Source organism: Gammaproteobacteria bacterium (assembly GCA_033344735.1).
Taxonomy (GTDB): Bacteria; Pseudomonadota; Gammaproteobacteria; order UBA4575; family UBA4575; genus UBA1858.
Genome location: JAWPMW010000001.1, coordinates 690,688 through 705,623, shown reverse-complemented (window position 1 = coordinate 705,623; position 14,936 = coordinate 690,688). Strand labels below are relative to the sequence as shown.

Here is a 14,936-nt window from a genome sequence, read left to right as displayed (position 1 = left end):
GAAAATTTAATACTTTCTTTTTAATCTCATCATATTTCCATCGTTTATAATTTTAAATCGATTTAAATATGACATCCCCAACAATGGCATCGAAGGCTCAGAGCCTTCTATAACCAACCCCTCTACAGCTTTAATTGTGACCCCTGAGATAGTGACTTTTTTAATAGTGACTGTCACGGCTTTCTCAATTCCTGAGGCAGTAGACACCCAGGTAGGCTTCCCATTTAACTTGTAATTTATACCGAGGCGTTTTGCTTCTTCTGAACTCATCGCAATACTCGAGGCACCAGTATCTACTAAGAAATTGACTGGATACCCATTCATAGAGCCAGTGGTACGAAACATTGTATCAGCGCCTTGGTAGACGATAATATCTGCATCTTTTTTATTGTTAGCAGCATCGGTATTTCGAACTACATTACCGAGTAAGTACTTACGTTGTATACCTTCAATTTCAAGCACGGCACCATGTGCATCAGCTGATATTAACTTTACACCATGTTTTGTCATGTTTCCTACTGACAGCAACACTTCATCATTGTCGATATGAAGCATGGCTTTATTTTCAAATAAAGCGATTACTTCTATGTGTTGAATTGGCTGAGCCCGTGTGACCGTACTAATTAAAGATAATACTATAACAAATACCAGGGAATAATGGAAAATATTACCTGAATTTAGTGAGTTATGAGCTTTTCTTAAGGTATTGTGTGAATGATCCTTTATCATTTGCGGCTTCAAATGCTATTTGTGGTTGAATCATCTCCTCCTTAACTAAATTATGCAATGCACTATCCATACTTTGCATGCCGTGTGCAGCACCACTTTGGATAATATTTTGTAATTGCTCCGACTTCCCTTCACGTAAAATATTTGACGAAGCTGATGTATTGATTAAAATTTCAACAGCTGCAACACGACCTTTTCCATCAGACTTTTTCAATAACTGCTGAGAAACAATGGCTCTAAGTGATGTGGATAACATGGTTCTAATTTGTGGCTGCTTATTAACTGGAAAAGTATTGATAACTCGATCTACAGTCGCTGCAGCGCTATTAGTATGAAGTGTAGCCAACACTAAGATACCTGTCTCTGCAGCAGTAACCGCTAGACTCATGGTTTCTAAATCACGTAATTCGCCGACCAGAATAACATCAGGATCTTCACGCAATGCTGAATGCAAAGCTTGGGAAAACGTTTTAGTGTGATGATTTACTTCACGTTGGCTGACTAAACAGTCTTTACGTTGATGCTCGAATTCAATAGGGTCCTCAATAGTCAATATATGACCTTTCTGATTAGTATTAATAACATCAACCATCGAGGCTAAGGTAGTCGACTTACCGGAACCAGTTTTACCTGTGACTAAAATTAATCCTGACTTTTGTTTACATATAGATTCAATAATTGGAGGCATATTTAATTTATCGAGTGGGATTACATCAGAAGGAATAGCTCGAAAAACACCTCCAACTCCATTTAAATGCCTAAAAATATTGACGCGAAAGCGCCCTACTCCATCAACTTCGTGGGCAAAATCCACTTGCTCATCATCCTCTAGTACTTCTTTATTACGCATGCTCATAATGTCTTTGAACGATTCAAGAGCATCTTTAGCGCTAAGTGGTTCCTCCGTGACACATATAAGATCTCCATTTACACGCATACGTACTGGATCTCCAGACAATACGTGAAGGTCAGACCCATTATCATCTACAAGTTTTTTTAATAATTCATTTAGGTTATACATTGTGTTAAAAACTATTGAGAAGTGATTAAGCTAGTATCAGTGACATACTTTTGGAAAATCTTTTTGTCATTGGCATAAAGATACGCATGATCAGGATCTACTTCTTTTGCTTGTACTGCATCTAACAATGCTTGATCTTTTAATTGCATGCCAATATTACTACCGGTTTGAATCTGATTTGGTATTTGGAATGTTTTATCTGAAATTATTAAATTAGATATAGCGTTGTTCATTATCATCACTTCAACAATAGCTTTTCTTGATTTTCCATCTCCCGAGCGCACCAAGTCTTGTGTAACAACAGCATGCAAGTGCTGGGATAAGAAAATTTTTCCTTGTTCGCGTTGGTCAGCGGGTAGCGCATCCATAATTCTATCAATTGTTTTAGTCGCAGAAGTTGTATGAAGTGTTCCAAATACTAAGTGTCCGGTTTCTGCAGCTAACATTGCCATACTAATAGTTTCAGAGTCACGCATCTCACCTACAAGCACAATGTCTGGATCTTCGCGTAAAGCAGCTCTTAATCCATCAGAGAAACTATTTAGATGGGTGCCGACTTCTCTTTGTATTACTTGTGATTTGCGTGACGGATGAATAAATTCAATTGGATCTTCAAGTGTAATTATATTTTCTTGACGAGTAGAATTAATGTGATGAATCAGTGATGCTAGTGTGGTTGATTTGCCTGTTCCGGTTGCACCAGTGACCAAGACCATGCCTTGTCGAAATTCAGCAAATGATTTAATCACTCGCGGCAAGTTCAATGAATCAAAGGTAGGTATTTCGGTTGGAATATGTCTAAGAACAGCGCCTATGCCTGATAGCTTGCGAAATAGATTCACTCGAAATCTACCTACTCCTTCAGACATATAAGAAAAATCGAGGTCTAATCCACTTTTAAATCTCTGAATTTGATTCTTAGTTAGTATTTCAAATAAATAAGTTTCTAATTCAGTATCACCCAGATCGCGAAACTTAATTGGTAGTAAATCACCATGCATTCTAAACATAGGTGGCACGCCTACAGCGAAATGTATGTCAGATACACCCTGTTCTCGACCTAGTTTTAAAAAAGCATCAATACGCGCCATAACTAATAATCTTCACTTGTAAGATTTACTGGGTAAATTGTTTTAGTCTCTCTGATAATTCTGTCATAGATTGTATACGTTCTTCAGGTTTAACCTTCATACAATCCATAACAAGATTGCTCAGTTCTATCGGGACTTGATCATTTTTTTCGATAGGCGGTTTGGCTTCTCCTTGTACATGCTGATACATAATCGACATACTATCTTTACCGCTATATGGTGCTCTCCCTGTTAACATCTCATACATCATTGTACCCAAGCTATAGATATCAGTTTTTTCATCTATCTCTTTGCCTAATACTTGTTCAGGTGACATGTAAGTTGGTGTCCCAACTAGTAACCCAGTTTTGGTCAACTTAGTATCAGAGCTCTGACTAGCTGCAGCAATACCAAAATCTACGATTTTGAGGATGTCATCTTCATTGATCATGACATTATTGGGTTTTAAGTCACGATGGATAACATTTGCACTATGTGCACTCTCCATGCCATTACAGATATCACTTGTGATCTTGATTGCACGTTCATTGGTCAATGGCTTACGCTCTTTCAATTCAGCACTCAATGTGTGACTTTCAAAGTACTCCATTGAAATGGCATGAGATTCTCCGAATGTAATCAAGTCATATATTCGTATAACATTTTGATGAGTAACTTTACGAGCAAAACGCAATTCATAGATGAAACGTTTAATAACACTCTCGTCGGATACAAACTGTGCATTTAAGAACTTAAGAATGACATCCTCATTAATCATCAAGTCTTCCATGAGGAAAACTGCACCAAATGCCCCTTTGCCTACCTGACGAATGAATTTGTAACGACCAGCAAGAATATCATCGGGTTGTAATTTAGTTGGATCAACAGATTTTGATTGTAATTCTGCTTTGCCTCGAATAATTGTTCCAGGCATTGTTTTTTCTGAATCTGATCTATCGCTAGCGCGAGATAAGGTTGCTCTTATATCAGTGCGTTGCTTATTCTGGTTATCTAAAATTCTGTCGATTGAACAACCACCCAATTCTCTTAACTCTTCATCACGATTTTCTAATGCATGACTTATAGATGATACGATTTCATCTACACTCATATCATCTGCAAGACGTTCTAAACAGGCTAATGTTTCCTTAACAATATTTTCTTGCTTAGCCCATAATTGCTTAATTACATAAGGGACAGAAGATTTTGCCTCTAATTTACCTAATGCTTGTAGCAAAATAATTGCCATTGACTCGATATTTTTATCATTTTCATTACTTTCATTTTTCTGCAACAATTTAATCAGCATTGGAACAGCTTGACGATTACCGAGATTAGCTAATCCATCAACCGCGCGTTCACGCACCCACCAGTCAGAATCATTTAGCGCATCAACCAAAGCATCGTATGTACTTTCATCTTCTGTGGCATTGATTATCTCAATGGCAGCTCTACGCACAAATTCATCTTTGTCTTTCAGAAGTATCATTACTGCTTTAACGACTTTGGGACCACCAATTTTCCCGAGTGCATCAGCAGCTCTTGACCTCACCCACCAATCTTCATCTTTAAGAATACGGAATAAGTCTTTGACAGAGGTTGGGCTAGCTATTTCATTAAGCACTTCAACAGCTGCACGCCTTGTATATTCTGACTCACTTTTGAGGTGTTCAACTAAATGAGCGACAGTTTCAGGGTGTTGAATAGTAACTATTGTTTCAACTGCCTTATTTTGGACTGCATAGTCAGTATCATCGATAAGTTTTGTCAAACGATCAATGCTTATCTCACCCTTCATATGGGATAAACCATCTAATGCTGCGAGCCTAACGCTCTTATTATCGTCTTCTAATAGTTTCTCTAGTGCTTGATGGACTTGAGGACGATCAAACTTGCGAAGAATTTTGGCAAAGTTACTTCGTATAAAGGCCTCTTTGGTATCGATTCTATTTATAATTTCAGTAACAACTGTGTCTGTTGCAACATTATCAATGATCTTAAACAAAGCAACTTGCTCACTATGATCAACATTAAATACAAATTTAATTAAATTAACTGCTTTTAATTTTTCTTTATGCGCAGTTAAAATATTCATGATTGCAGTTTTAGAAAGATTAGGGTCTGCTAGCTTAGATACTAGAGGATTGGGATCAATATTCTCAGCATTGCTTAATGCCTCTGAAACTCCTTGTCGAATTATTTCTACATCATTGCCCAATAAAGGAATGTAATAGTCAAGTGTTGATGGATTAGCTAAATCAGTTAACACTTCAATAATATGACTATTCGCTAATTTATTTGTTGACTGTAATGCCTCAGCAAGTCTTGGGATAGAAGATTTAGGACTTTTTTTAAGCTTAGCTATCGCTTTTTGTGCGTTTGGCTCGGCCAAAGAACTACATTGCGATATCTGCGCAATCGATCCATCCGAGAGTAAGCCACTTAATAAACCCATGTGTTCAATAAATTTATAATTTTTGTTCCAGAAATATAAACATCTTTGTCGTTAAAAGTTCACTAAAATTCATGAAAAAACATAACGTTAAGGCATATCTTATAGCAAAGAGTTGACTTTGAATATTAGTTTACTAGCCAGACAATCAGCTCAAGCGACAATAAGGCATATATTCCCGCCATTAGGTCATCTAATACGATGCCTATACCACCTGTGACGCGCTTATCCAGATAATTAATTGGCCATGGTTTAACAATATCAAAGAGCCGAAATAGAACAAATCCAGCAGCAACCCATTCCCAGCCTTCAGGTGCTAGTATCATTGTGACAAGAAAACCACATATTTCATCTATGACTATGCCGCCATGGTCGTGAATGCCCAATAATTGTGCAGATTTACCTGCGATATAAATACTTAATAAAGTTAATATAACTAGGACAATGACATAATTTGCAATGCTTAGTGGTTGTAATAAAAAGTAAATAGGAATGGCGATTAAGGTGCCAAAGGTACCTGGTGCTTTGGGCGCTAATCCACTACCAAATCCAAAAGCAATAAAATGAACAGGATTGCAGAGTATCGTTTTCCAGCTTGGAGTATGGCTCATTATTTACGGTGCGAAGTGGTCATAGCCAGTATATTTTGGATAAGGAATTACCTTACTACCATGATATAACTCAATTATCGTATTGTTTGTCATTTCGCCAATACAACTTATCAAACAGTTATGTTTTTTTGATAAATTATTTATCTCTTCAGCAAACTCCGCAGGTGCGGAAAATAATAATTCGTAATCTTCTCCACCAATTATTGCTTTTGAAAAATCAATGTCATCGTTAATCGGTATATCATCTACATATAATATTGCACCTGTATGACTGGCTGAACACATTAGTTCCAATTCATGTAACAAACCATCTGATATGTCAATTGCTGCATTAGCAATTTCACGTAGTTCAAGAGCTAGATCTATTCGAGATTCAGGCATATATAATGCCGAGAATTGTGTATCAGATAATTTTCTATGGTTAAAATCATTTTCTTGCAGAAACTCTAAAGCATTAAAAGCATTGCCAATGACACCTGTGACATAAATTTTATCACCGCCATGTGCCCCGCTTCTTAGCATCGCTTTGCCTATAGGCACTTCTGCAATTAACTGAATAGAGGCATTTAAGCAACTACCTTTTGTGGTATCACCACCAATTAGCATGACATTATGTGCTTCAGCACACTCATGTAGTCCGTTAGAAAATTGTTCCAACCAAGACTCATTTAGTTTATCCAGAGTTATGTTTAAGGTAGCCCAACGTGGAGTCGCACCCATCGCCGCTGCATCACTTAAATTAGATGCCATTAATTTATAACCAACAGCAAAAGCAGGCGCTTGCTTAGAGAAATGATTTCCTTCTGACATCGTATCTGTTGTGATGACTAGTTCGCAGTCACTATTAGTCGATACAATTGCTGCATCATCTCCTATTCCTTCGATGATTGATTCATCATCGAGTTTTCTTGAGAAATATTTCTGTATGAGATGCTTTTCGTTCAACTTTGTTGCAGCATTAACTTACGATCAAATTTCTTCATTAGCTTATCTAGAACTACGTTAACTAATTTAAACCCTTCATCAGATCCAAATTTCTTACATAATCTTATTGCTTCAGATGTGATAACTTTTTCAGGTATTTGGATGCAATTAATTAATTCATAAGTAGCAATACGCAATGCAGCTAGTTCTATTGGATCAATATTTTCCACATTGTATTCTGAGGCATTATTAATATTTTCATCAATAATATCAGCTTGCTTGATGCTTCCAATAACTAATTCTGAGAAATATTCATGATCAGATTTCGGCCAATATTCATCTTCTTGGTACTGATTCACTAATACATCAGGTTTTTCATCAGTTAGATGCCATTGATACATAGCTTGCAAAGCTAGTCTTCTTGAACACTGCCGCTTATGAAATAAAGCTCTGTCACCTGTTTGATTCAAGATTGTTCTCGAATACTATTAATAACATTACACATCTCTAATGCGCATAATGCACAGTCAACACCTTTATTTTCGCCACTTGCTTGTGAACGTAGTTGTGCTTGCTCAAGCGTATTAGTAGTGAGTACACCAAAGATAACAGGAATTCCGGTACTTAAACTTACATCCATCACACCTCGCGCGCATTCACCAGCTACAAAGTCAAAATGTGGTGTATCACCTTGAATGACACAGCCCAGTGTAATTATGGCATTATATTCTTGTTCTGAATCGACTAAATGCATCGCTGCCAATGGTATTTCAAATGCGCCTGGCACATAAACAACTTTGATATTACTTTTTCTAATACCATGCTTTACTAAAGTGTCAGTAGCACCTTCTAATAAATTATTAACTATATTGCTATTAAATCTTGCTGCAACAATAGCAATTTGAGCATTACCCGGAGAAAGATCCCCTACTTCATTTATTTGTGACTTCATTAATAATTATTTTCCATCAATATATTCCACAATTTCCAACTCGAATCCACCTAGACCATGAAATACTTGCGGTGCACTTAATAGGCGCATTTTTTTTACACCCAAATCGTGAAGTATCTGACCACCTACACCTAAAGTCCAACGATTCATAGGAGGACTTGGTGAATCATCTATGAATTTTTCTTTATTAAGCAAATCCATACGGTGAGAATTATTTTCATTTAAATTATGTTTGCTGTAGTAATCCATATTTTTAAGTTGACTACGTAAAGAATCACTATCATTTGCTATACGCAATACCACCACAATACCCGTACCTTCGTTAGCAATTCTATTCATAGCATCACGTATTGGCCAACCACAACCTAAACCATTACCAAATAAAGTATCGCATAAGGTATTTTCAATATGCACCCGCGTTAATATTGCTTCATCAGGATTAATCTCGCCTTTTACTAATGCAAAATGGACTTCTTTATTAATTGAATCTGCGTAGGTTAGTAATTGAAACAAGCCACATTCAGTTGAAAAAGTTTGCTCTGATTGACGAAAAACTGTTCGTTCGTTGACAACTCTATAACGTATTAAATCCTCAATTGTGCCAATTTTCAGATTATGTTCTTTTGCAAAATCTTCTAACTGTGGTCGTCGTGCCATACTCCCATCTTCATCCATAATTTCAACGATCACTGAAGCAGGTTCTAACTGAGCAAGTCTAGCGTAATCACACCCAGCTTCAGTATGACCTGCACGAGTTAGCACTCCGCCTGCTTGTGCCATTAGAGGAAAAATATGACCTGGTTGAGTAATGCTGTTGCTATCAGCATTAGGTGCTACCGCAGTACGTATTGTATGTGCTCGATCATATGCTGAAATGCCAGTGGTAACACCTTCTCTGGCTTCAATAGAAATTGTAAAATTAGTTGTATGATCTGTTTCAGTAACATCAACCATTAAAGGAAGATTTAATTGCTTGCAGCGTTCTTTAGTAAGTGTGAGACAAATTAATCCACGTCCATATTTGGCCATGAAGTTAATATCTTCTGGCCTTACCATAGAGGCAGCCATCAATAAATCACCTTCGTTTTCACGTTCTTCATCATCGACGATAACAACCATTTTACCGGCAGCAATATCTTCAATAATTTCTTCAGTTGAATTAAATTTCATATGTCAAGAATTAAATATAGGTGTTCAATCGCTCAATATAACGAGCGATAAGATCAATCTCTAAATTGACCACTGTATTTTTCTGGTAGTCAATTATAACGGTATTCTCTAGTGTGTGCGGGATAATATTGACGGTGAAATCATCACCATCTACACAATTAATAGTAAGACTAACCCCATCTATGCAGATCGAACCTTTTTTAGCAATATACTTTGCAATTTCTTTAGGTGCAGTCACTCTAATGCATGTTGAATTACTTTCTTTCTCAATATGTTTTACTAACCCTATGCCATCCACATGCCCTGTAACAAGATGTCCACCCAAGTGATCAGTTAGAGTCAGTGCTAGCTCCATATTAACTTTACTATTTTTTTCTAACTGCTTAAATGAAGTGCATCGAATTGTTTCAATAGAAACATCAGTTGCAAATAAACTACTGTCTAGTGATGTAACAGTTAGACAAACGCCGTTTACACAAATACTATCGCCAACATTCACCTTATCAAGAAAGCTATCCGGCGCATTAATTGACAAGATATATGAACCATCATTAACCTTTATATCTGCTACATAGCCAGTTGCCTGAATAATCCCTGTAAACATAATGCTAGCCTTTCAACTCAATACAATATTTAGTTAAAGGTAATGCTGTGCTCGTATGAAACTCAGCACTAGCCTCAATTGCACAAGTTGCGATTTTCTCAGCGTCTTGCTCAATTTTATACATTGCATAAAGCGCTCCTAAAGCAACTTCTGCACCGGCACCAATAGCCCAAAAATTCTTATACTGAAAAACTTCACGTAACGCATATACACCAAAGATGCCTTTTTTATTAACAATTAATGCATCAATTCTAGATGACTCATAGGCATCATCATCGTCATCTTTTGGATTTAAAAAATATTTTTCTTTCAAGATCGGATGAAGATCTAGAAATGTTTTATATATATCAATCGATGATTGCATATTTATTAAAGCACTCTCTTTTTCAAAAATATGCTTAATAACTAAATGATGCGCCGCACTACCTACAATCCCAACATAGCTATCCTCATGGTGTAATATTTTTTCGCTAGTTAAGTCATATTCATTGCTTTGACGTACATCACCAAAAGTTGTAAGAGTATCAGCAGCAATACAGATTTTTCCGTTTTTTTCTACAGCGACAATTGTTGACATATTATTTTTTCAATAATTTATTAGTGAGGTAATACGTAAATCATCCCCAATTTTTCTAATATCAGAATATTCTAGAGATATGCAGTTATCCATTTTTTTAATTTCATCAATATCTAACATTCCTTTAGAAGTGTTACCCATTAGTTTTGGAGAAACATAATGTACCAATTCGTCTACCAATTTTGAATTAATTAATTCACCAGATAATATTGGACCAGCTTCTATCATTACACTATTAATTTCATAAGCCGATAGCTTTTCCAGTAACATTTTTAAATTGAATTTTCCATTCTTATAAGGTAGATGAATTATTTCACAACCTTCAATCATACTAAATTTACTATTATCTAAGTGTTCTTTAGTGAATAGCAGTGTCTTTCCTTTTTGCTGCAATAATTTCGCATTTAGTGATATTTTTAAATCAGGATCAATAACAATTCGATATGGTTGAATCACATCACCATCAATATTTAATTCATCGCTACTAAGACGCACATTGAGTGAAGGGTCATCGGCAATTACAGTGCCAATTCCTGTTAAAATCGCATCATATTTTGCACGTAATTTTTGCACATCATAGCGAGCGTGTTCTGATGTGATCCATTTGGATTGACCATTATTTAAAGAGGTACGGCCATCGATACTAGTTGCCATTTTAAGCATTACCCAAGGCAACCCTCGAGACATTCGTTTTATGAATCCACGATTTATCACCTCAGCCTGATAACTCAGTAAATTTTCAGTAACATGAATTCCATGATGTTGTAAGTGCTGAACACCCTTGCCTGCAACTAGTGGATTGGGATCTTGTATAGCTATCACCACTCTCGCTATCTCAGCATCGATTAATGCTTGTGTACATGGACCGGTTTTACCTTGATGACAACATGGTTCAAGCGTCACGTAAGCAGTGCCACCAGTAGCTTTATCACCTGCTTGTTTTAGGGCATGTATTTCCGCGTGAGGTTGACCTGCTCTAGAGTGATAACCAGTACCAACAACATGACCATATTTATCAGAAATAACACAACCAACATTAGGATTTGGTCGGGTTGTATATAAACCACGTTTAGCAAGACGTAGTGCAAGCGACATGCACTCGACATCGCGATGATTGCTCATGCCGATAACTAACTATCAGAAATTAAAGATAGCTGACTTTTTCGCATTTCCGGCGAAAGATCATTTTCGACGTGTTCAATAATTTCTCGGAATTCTTGAACATCAGTAAATGAGCGATATACCGAAGCGAAGCGAACGTAGGCAACTTGGTCAACATTTCTTAGTTCATGCATCACCCACTCACCTAGTTGATTAGCAGGGATTTCTCTATCGCCATAAGCAAGACAGAGTCGACGTATATGATCGATAATTTTTTCTACTTGATCAGTAGAGACAGGTCTTTTCTCAATGGCGTGAATGATGCCAGAACGAAGCTTGTCTGTAGTAAATGCTTCTCGGCGACCATCACGCTTTACTATTCTTGGCAAATCTAATTCCGCCGTCTCAAAGGTAGTGTAGCGTTCTTTGCATTTTGCACACTCTCTGCGACGACGGACTTGACTACCGTCTCCCGCTAAGCGGGAATCTATTACTCTAGTATCGTTAGCACCACAAAATGGACAGCGCATTGTCTTTCTCTAAAATAATAGTATTAGACATAGATCTAAGAACCGTAAACTGGGAATCGGTTACACAGCTCAAGTACTTGCTGTCTAACACGGTTACCTACTTCCTCGTTCTCAAGATCATCCATCACATCACACATCCAATTTACCAACTCAGTACATTCTGCTTCTTTGAAACCGCGTGTAGTAATGGCTGGAGAACCAACACGAATCCCACTAGTTACAAATGGTGATTGAGGGTCGTTAGGCACAGTGTTTTTGTTTACTGTGATGTTAGCGTTACCTAAAGCGGCGTCTGCTGCTTTGCCAGTAATGCCTTTCTTAATTAGATCAACCAACATTAAGTGATCATCTGTTCCACCAGAGACGATATCATATCCGCGACTTTGGAATTGTGATGCCATGGCTTGTGCATTTTTAACTACTTGTTGTTGGTATGCTTTAAACTCAGGTTCTAACGCTTCTTTGAAAGCAACAGCTTTTGCTGCAATCACATGCATTAATGGGCCGCCTTGCATTCCTGGAAATACTGCAGAGTTTAATTTCTTAGTAATCTCATCGTTAGCGCGAGCAATAATAATTCCGCCACGTGGTCCACGTAATGTCTTGTGGGTTGTTGATGTTACGACATCAGCAATTGGCACAGGATTAGGATATAAGCCAGTAGCCACTAAGCCAGAAACGTGAGCCATATCAACCAAGAAGTACGCGCCGACACTATCCGCAATATCACGAAAACGTTGCCAATCCATGACACGTGAATATGCTGAGAAACCTGCAATTATCATTTTTGGTTTATGTTCTTTAGCTAATTTTTCAACTTCATCATAATCCACTTCACCAGTATCAGGGTTCAAGCCATATTGAACTGCGTTGAATTGCTTTCCTGAGAAGTTAACGTGTGATCCATGGGTTAAGTGACCACCATGCGCTAAAGACATGCCTAAGACAGTGTCATTAGGCTCTAAGAGTGCCAAAAATACAGCTGCATTTGCTTGTGAACCAGAATGGGGCTGTACGTTTGCGTAGTCTGCATTGTAAAGCTTCTTAAGGCGATCAATTGCTAACTGTTCAACAGTATCAACGTGCTCACATCCACCGTAGTAACGCTTGGCAGGATAACCTTCTGCATATTTATTTGTTAACACAGTTCCCTGTGCTTCCATTACTCTTGGGCTTGCGTAGTTTTCCGAGGCAATTAACTCAATATGCTCTTCCTGACGCTGCATTTCACTTTTGATTGCATCTGATAATTCCGTGTCGAAACTACTGATTCCCATATCGGCTGAAAACATGTAAATACTCCTGTCTTAAATATAGTCAAAATCCATAATCGGGCGATTATACCCCAAAATATTGTGGATGAACTAACCCTACTGGCCTATATAGCTGACTTAAATGTGAGGGTTCTTACTGAATATTGCTTTGCTAGACGGCGCCTGCAAATTTTGGAATCATAACCGGCCTCTGAGGCGGTGAAAGCCGTTCAAAAATCGACCTAACAATAGAGTAATTTATGGCCCAATATGTGTTTTCAATGAGTGGCGTTGGTAAAGTTGTCCCGCCAAAAACTGAAATTCTCAAAGACATTTCTCTAAACTTTTTCCCAGGCGCAAAAATTGGCGTACTTGGCTATAACGGTGCGGGAAAGTCGACCCTATTGCGCATTATGGCTGGTGTAGATAAAGAATATATTGGTGAAGCACGACCACAAGCCAATCTAAACATTGGTTATCTTCAGCAAGAACCTGAGTTAGATAAATCCTTAGACGTCCGTGGGAATGTAGAGCTTGGAATCTCACCTCTTAAACAAGCATTAGATGCGTTCAATGAAGTCAGCATGAAGTTTGCTGAGCCTATGTCTGATGATGAGATGACTGCCCTACTTGAAAAACAAGCAGAACTCCAAGATCAGATCGAAGCAGCCGATGGTTGGAATTTAGATCGAAAATTAGAAGTTGCTGCCGATGCTCTTCGCCTTCCTCCATGGGAAGCCACCATCGACAAGCTTTCTGGAGGTGAACGCAGACGTGTTGCTTTATGCCAACTACTTCTTTCTAACCCAGATATGCTCATTCTCGATGAACCAACTAACCACCTAGATGCAGATTCAGTCTCATGGTTAGAACAATTCCTAAAAGAATACCAAGGTACGGTAATTGCTGTTACTCATGACCGTTACTTTTTAGATAATGTTGCTGGTTGGATCCTTGAATTAGACAGAGGCCATGGAATTCCTTGGGAAGGAAATTATTCCAGTTGGTTAGACCAAAAAGAAACGCGTTTAAAACAAGAAGAAAAACAACAGCAAGCACGCATGAAAACTATCTCAGCTGAACTTGAGTGGGTACGCAGTAACCCCAAAGCACGCCAAGCAAAAAGTAAAGCACGCTTGAAACGATTCGAGGAGCTAAATTCACAAGATTATCAAAAACGTGCAGAAACCAATGAGATTTTTATTCCGGTAGGTGACCGATTGGGCGATCAAATTATTGAAGCAAATGGTATTACTAAGCGCTTCGATGACCGGGTGTTATTTGACAATGTTTCCTTCAATATTCCTCGTGGCGCCATCGTTGGTGTGATAGGAGGTAATGGTGTTGGTAAAACTACTTTATTTAAGATGATTGTCGGACAAGAAAAAGCAGACGATGGTAATTTGAAAGTTGGTGAGTCAGTAAAATTATCCTATGTCGATCAATTACGAGATGATTTACAGGGCGATAACACAGTGTGGCAAGAAATATCAGATGGCTTGGATAACATTACAGTCGGCAATTACAGCATGCCTTCTAGGAGTTATGTGGGACGCTTTAACTTCAAAGGTAGCGGCCAACAAAAATTAGTTAAAGAATTATCTGGCGGTGAACGCAACAGATTGCAACTTGCTAAATTACTTCGTAAAGGTGGAAATGTGTTGCTGCTGGATGAACCAACTAATGATCTAGATGTAGAAACTTTACGCGCACTCGAAGAAGGGTTACTAAACTTTCCTGGTAGCGCAATTGTTATTTCTCATGATCGCTGGTTTTTAGATCGTATTGCCACCCATATACTTGCCTTTGAAGATGAAGGAAATGTGTATTGGTTTGAAGGTAACTTTTCAGAATACGAGGAAGACAGAAAGAAAAGACTGGGCGAAGAAGCAAGCCAGCCCAAGCGAGTCAAATATAAAAGACTTGATGCATAGTCGTTTAT

The 14,936-nt window shown here is 37.9% G+C and carries 15 protein-coding genes; 1 reads left to right on the top strand and 14 read right to left on the bottom strand.

What is annotated here, in order from left to right; genetic code table 11:
* Window positions 1-6: 6 nt before the first annotated feature.
* From R8G33_03655 to glyA, 14 genes are all read right to left on the bottom strand, one after another.
* Window positions 7-555, bottom strand: a complete 549-nt coding sequence (locus R8G33_03655) for a TIGR02281 family clan AA aspartic protease (GenBank protein MDW3094749.1) — start codon at window positions 553-555, stop codon at window positions 7-9.
* A 130-nt stretch (window positions 556-685) separates the two neighbouring features.
* Window positions 686-1,750 (bottom strand): type IV pilus twitching motility protein PilT, encoded by a 1,065-nt coding sequence (locus R8G33_03650; protein MDW3094748.1) that lies wholly within the window; start codon window positions 1,748-1,750, stop codon window positions 686-688.
* A gap of 11 nt (window positions 1,751-1,761) precedes the next feature.
* The gene (locus R8G33_03645; protein MDW3094747.1) at window positions 1,762-2,841 is read right to left on the bottom strand and encodes a PilT/PilU family type 4a pilus ATPase; all 1,080 of its coding nucleotides are present in this window, start codon (window positions 2,839-2,841) and stop codon (window positions 1,762-1,764) included.
* Between the two features lie 25 nt (window positions 2,842-2,866).
* Window positions 2,867-5,275, bottom strand: a complete 2,409-nt coding sequence (locus tag R8G33_03640) for a HEAT repeat domain-containing protein (GenBank protein MDW3094746.1) — start codon at window positions 5,273-5,275, stop codon at window positions 2,867-2,869.
* 125 nt (window positions 5,276-5,400) lie between these two features.
* Window positions 5,401-5,883: a phosphatidylglycerophosphatase A gene (locus R8G33_03635; GenBank protein MDW3094745.1), complete on the bottom strand. Its 483-nt coding sequence runs from the start codon at window positions 5,881-5,883 to the stop codon at window positions 5,401-5,403.
* A gap of 3 nt (window positions 5,884-5,886) precedes the next feature.
* On the bottom strand, window positions 5,887-6,828 hold the full coding sequence (gene thiL / locus R8G33_03630) for a thiamine-phosphate kinase (GenBank protein ID MDW3094744.1): 942 nt from the start codon (window positions 6,826-6,828) through the stop codon (window positions 5,887-5,889).
* Window positions 6,825-7,277 carry a transcription antitermination factor NusB gene (gene nusB, locus R8G33_03625; protein MDW3094743.1) on the bottom strand — a complete coding sequence of 151 codons (453 nt, stop codon included), beginning with the start codon at window positions 7,275-7,277 and terminating at the stop codon, window positions 6,825-6,827. Before nusB ends, thiL begins: the two co-directional genes overlap by 4 nt.
* On the bottom strand, window positions 7,274-7,759 hold the full coding sequence (ribH, locus tag R8G33_03620) for a 6,7-dimethyl-8-ribityllumazine synthase (GenBank protein MDW3094742.1): 486 nt from the start codon (window positions 7,757-7,759) through the stop codon (window positions 7,274-7,276). Before ribH ends, nusB begins: the two co-directional genes overlap by 4 nt.
* Window positions 7,760-7,765: 6 nt before the next feature.
* Entirely contained in the window at window positions 7,766-8,929 is a 1,164-nt protein-coding gene (ribB, locus tag R8G33_03615; GenBank protein MDW3094741.1) for a 3,4-dihydroxy-2-butanone-4-phosphate synthase, read from the bottom strand.
* A 10-nt stretch (window positions 8,930-8,939) separates the two neighbouring features.
* On the bottom strand, window positions 8,940-9,533 hold the full coding sequence (locus tag R8G33_03610) for a riboflavin synthase (GenBank protein MDW3094740.1): 594 nt from the start codon (window positions 9,531-9,533) through the stop codon (window positions 8,940-8,942).
* A gap of 4 nt (window positions 9,534-9,537) precedes the next feature.
* Window positions 9,538-10,110, bottom strand: coding sequence for an MFS transporter (locus tag R8G33_03605; GenBank protein MDW3094739.1), 573 nt, complete (start codon window positions 10,108-10,110; stop codon window positions 9,538-9,540).
* 9 nt (window positions 10,111-10,119) lie between these two features.
* A complete protein-coding gene (ribD, locus tag R8G33_03600) occupies window positions 10,120-11,232 on the bottom strand; it encodes a bifunctional diaminohydroxyphosphoribosylaminopyrimidine deaminase/5-amino-6-(5-phosphoribosylamino)uracil reductase RibD (protein ID MDW3094738.1) in 1,113 nt (370 codons plus the stop codon).
* A gap of 8 nt (window positions 11,233-11,240) precedes the next feature.
* Entirely contained in the window at window positions 11,241-11,741 is a 501-nt protein-coding gene (gene nrdR / locus R8G33_03595) for a transcriptional regulator NrdR (protein ID MDW3094737.1), read from the bottom strand.
* A 35-nt stretch (window positions 11,742-11,776) separates the two neighbouring features.
* Window positions 11,777-13,033 (bottom strand): serine hydroxymethyltransferase, encoded by a 1,257-nt coding sequence (gene glyA / locus R8G33_03590; protein MDW3094736.1) that lies wholly within the window; start codon window positions 13,031-13,033, stop codon window positions 11,777-11,779.
* Between the two features lie 221 nt (window positions 13,034-13,254).
* On the opposite strand from glyA, the gene ettA reads away from it, so the two are divergent.
* Window positions 13,255-14,928 (top strand): energy-dependent translational throttle protein EttA, encoded by a 1,674-nt coding sequence (gene ettA, locus R8G33_03585; protein MDW3094735.1) that lies wholly within the window; start codon window positions 13,255-13,257, stop codon window positions 14,926-14,928.
* Window positions 14,929-14,936: the final 8 nt, after the last annotated feature.

Coding starts and splice junctions, on each gene's coding strand:
- R8G33_03610 (MDW3094740.1), bottom strand. CDS start 9,533: ATGTTTACAGGGATTATTCAGGCAACTGGCTATGTAGCAGATATAAAG.
- R8G33_03605 (MDW3094739.1), bottom strand. CDS start 10,110: ATGTCAACAATTGTCGCTGTAGAAAAAAACGGAAAAATCTGTATTGCT.
- nrdR (MDW3094737.1), bottom strand. CDS start 11,741: ATGCGCTGTCCATTTTGTGGTGCTAACGATACTAGAGTAATAGATTCC.
- ribB (MDW3094741.1), bottom strand. CDS start 8,929: ATGAAATTTAATTCAACTGAAGAAATTATTGAAGATATTGCTGCCGGT.
- ribD (MDW3094738.1), bottom strand. CDS start 11,232: ATGAGCAATCATCGCGATGTCGAGTGCATGTCGCTTGCACTACGTCTT.
- R8G33_03635 (MDW3094745.1), bottom strand. CDS start 5,883: ATGAGCCATACTCCAAGCTGGAAAACGATACTCTGCAATCCTGTTCAT.
- R8G33_03640 (MDW3094746.1), bottom strand. CDS start 5,275: ATGGGTTTATTAAGTGGCTTACTCTCGGATGGATCGATTGCGCAGATA.
- R8G33_03650 (MDW3094748.1), bottom strand. CDS start 1,750: ATGTATAACCTAAATGAATTATTAAAAAAACTTGTAGATGATAATGGG.
- R8G33_03645 (MDW3094747.1), bottom strand. CDS start 2,841: ATGGCGCGTATTGATGCTTTTTTAAAACTAGGTCGAGAACAGGGTGTA.
- glyA (MDW3094736.1), bottom strand. CDS start 13,033: ATGTTTTCAGCCGATATGGGAATCAGTAGTTTCGACACGGAATTATCA.
- ettA (MDW3094735.1), top strand. CDS start 13,255: ATGGCCCAATATGTGTTTTCAATGAGTGGCGTTGGTAAAGTTGTCCCG.
- R8G33_03655 (MDW3094749.1), bottom strand. CDS start 555: ATGCTTCATATCGACAATGATGAAGTGTTGCTGTCAGTAGGAAACATG.
- ribH (MDW3094742.1), bottom strand. CDS start 7,759: ATGAAGTCACAAATAAATGAAGTAGGGGATCTTTCTCCGGGTAATGCT.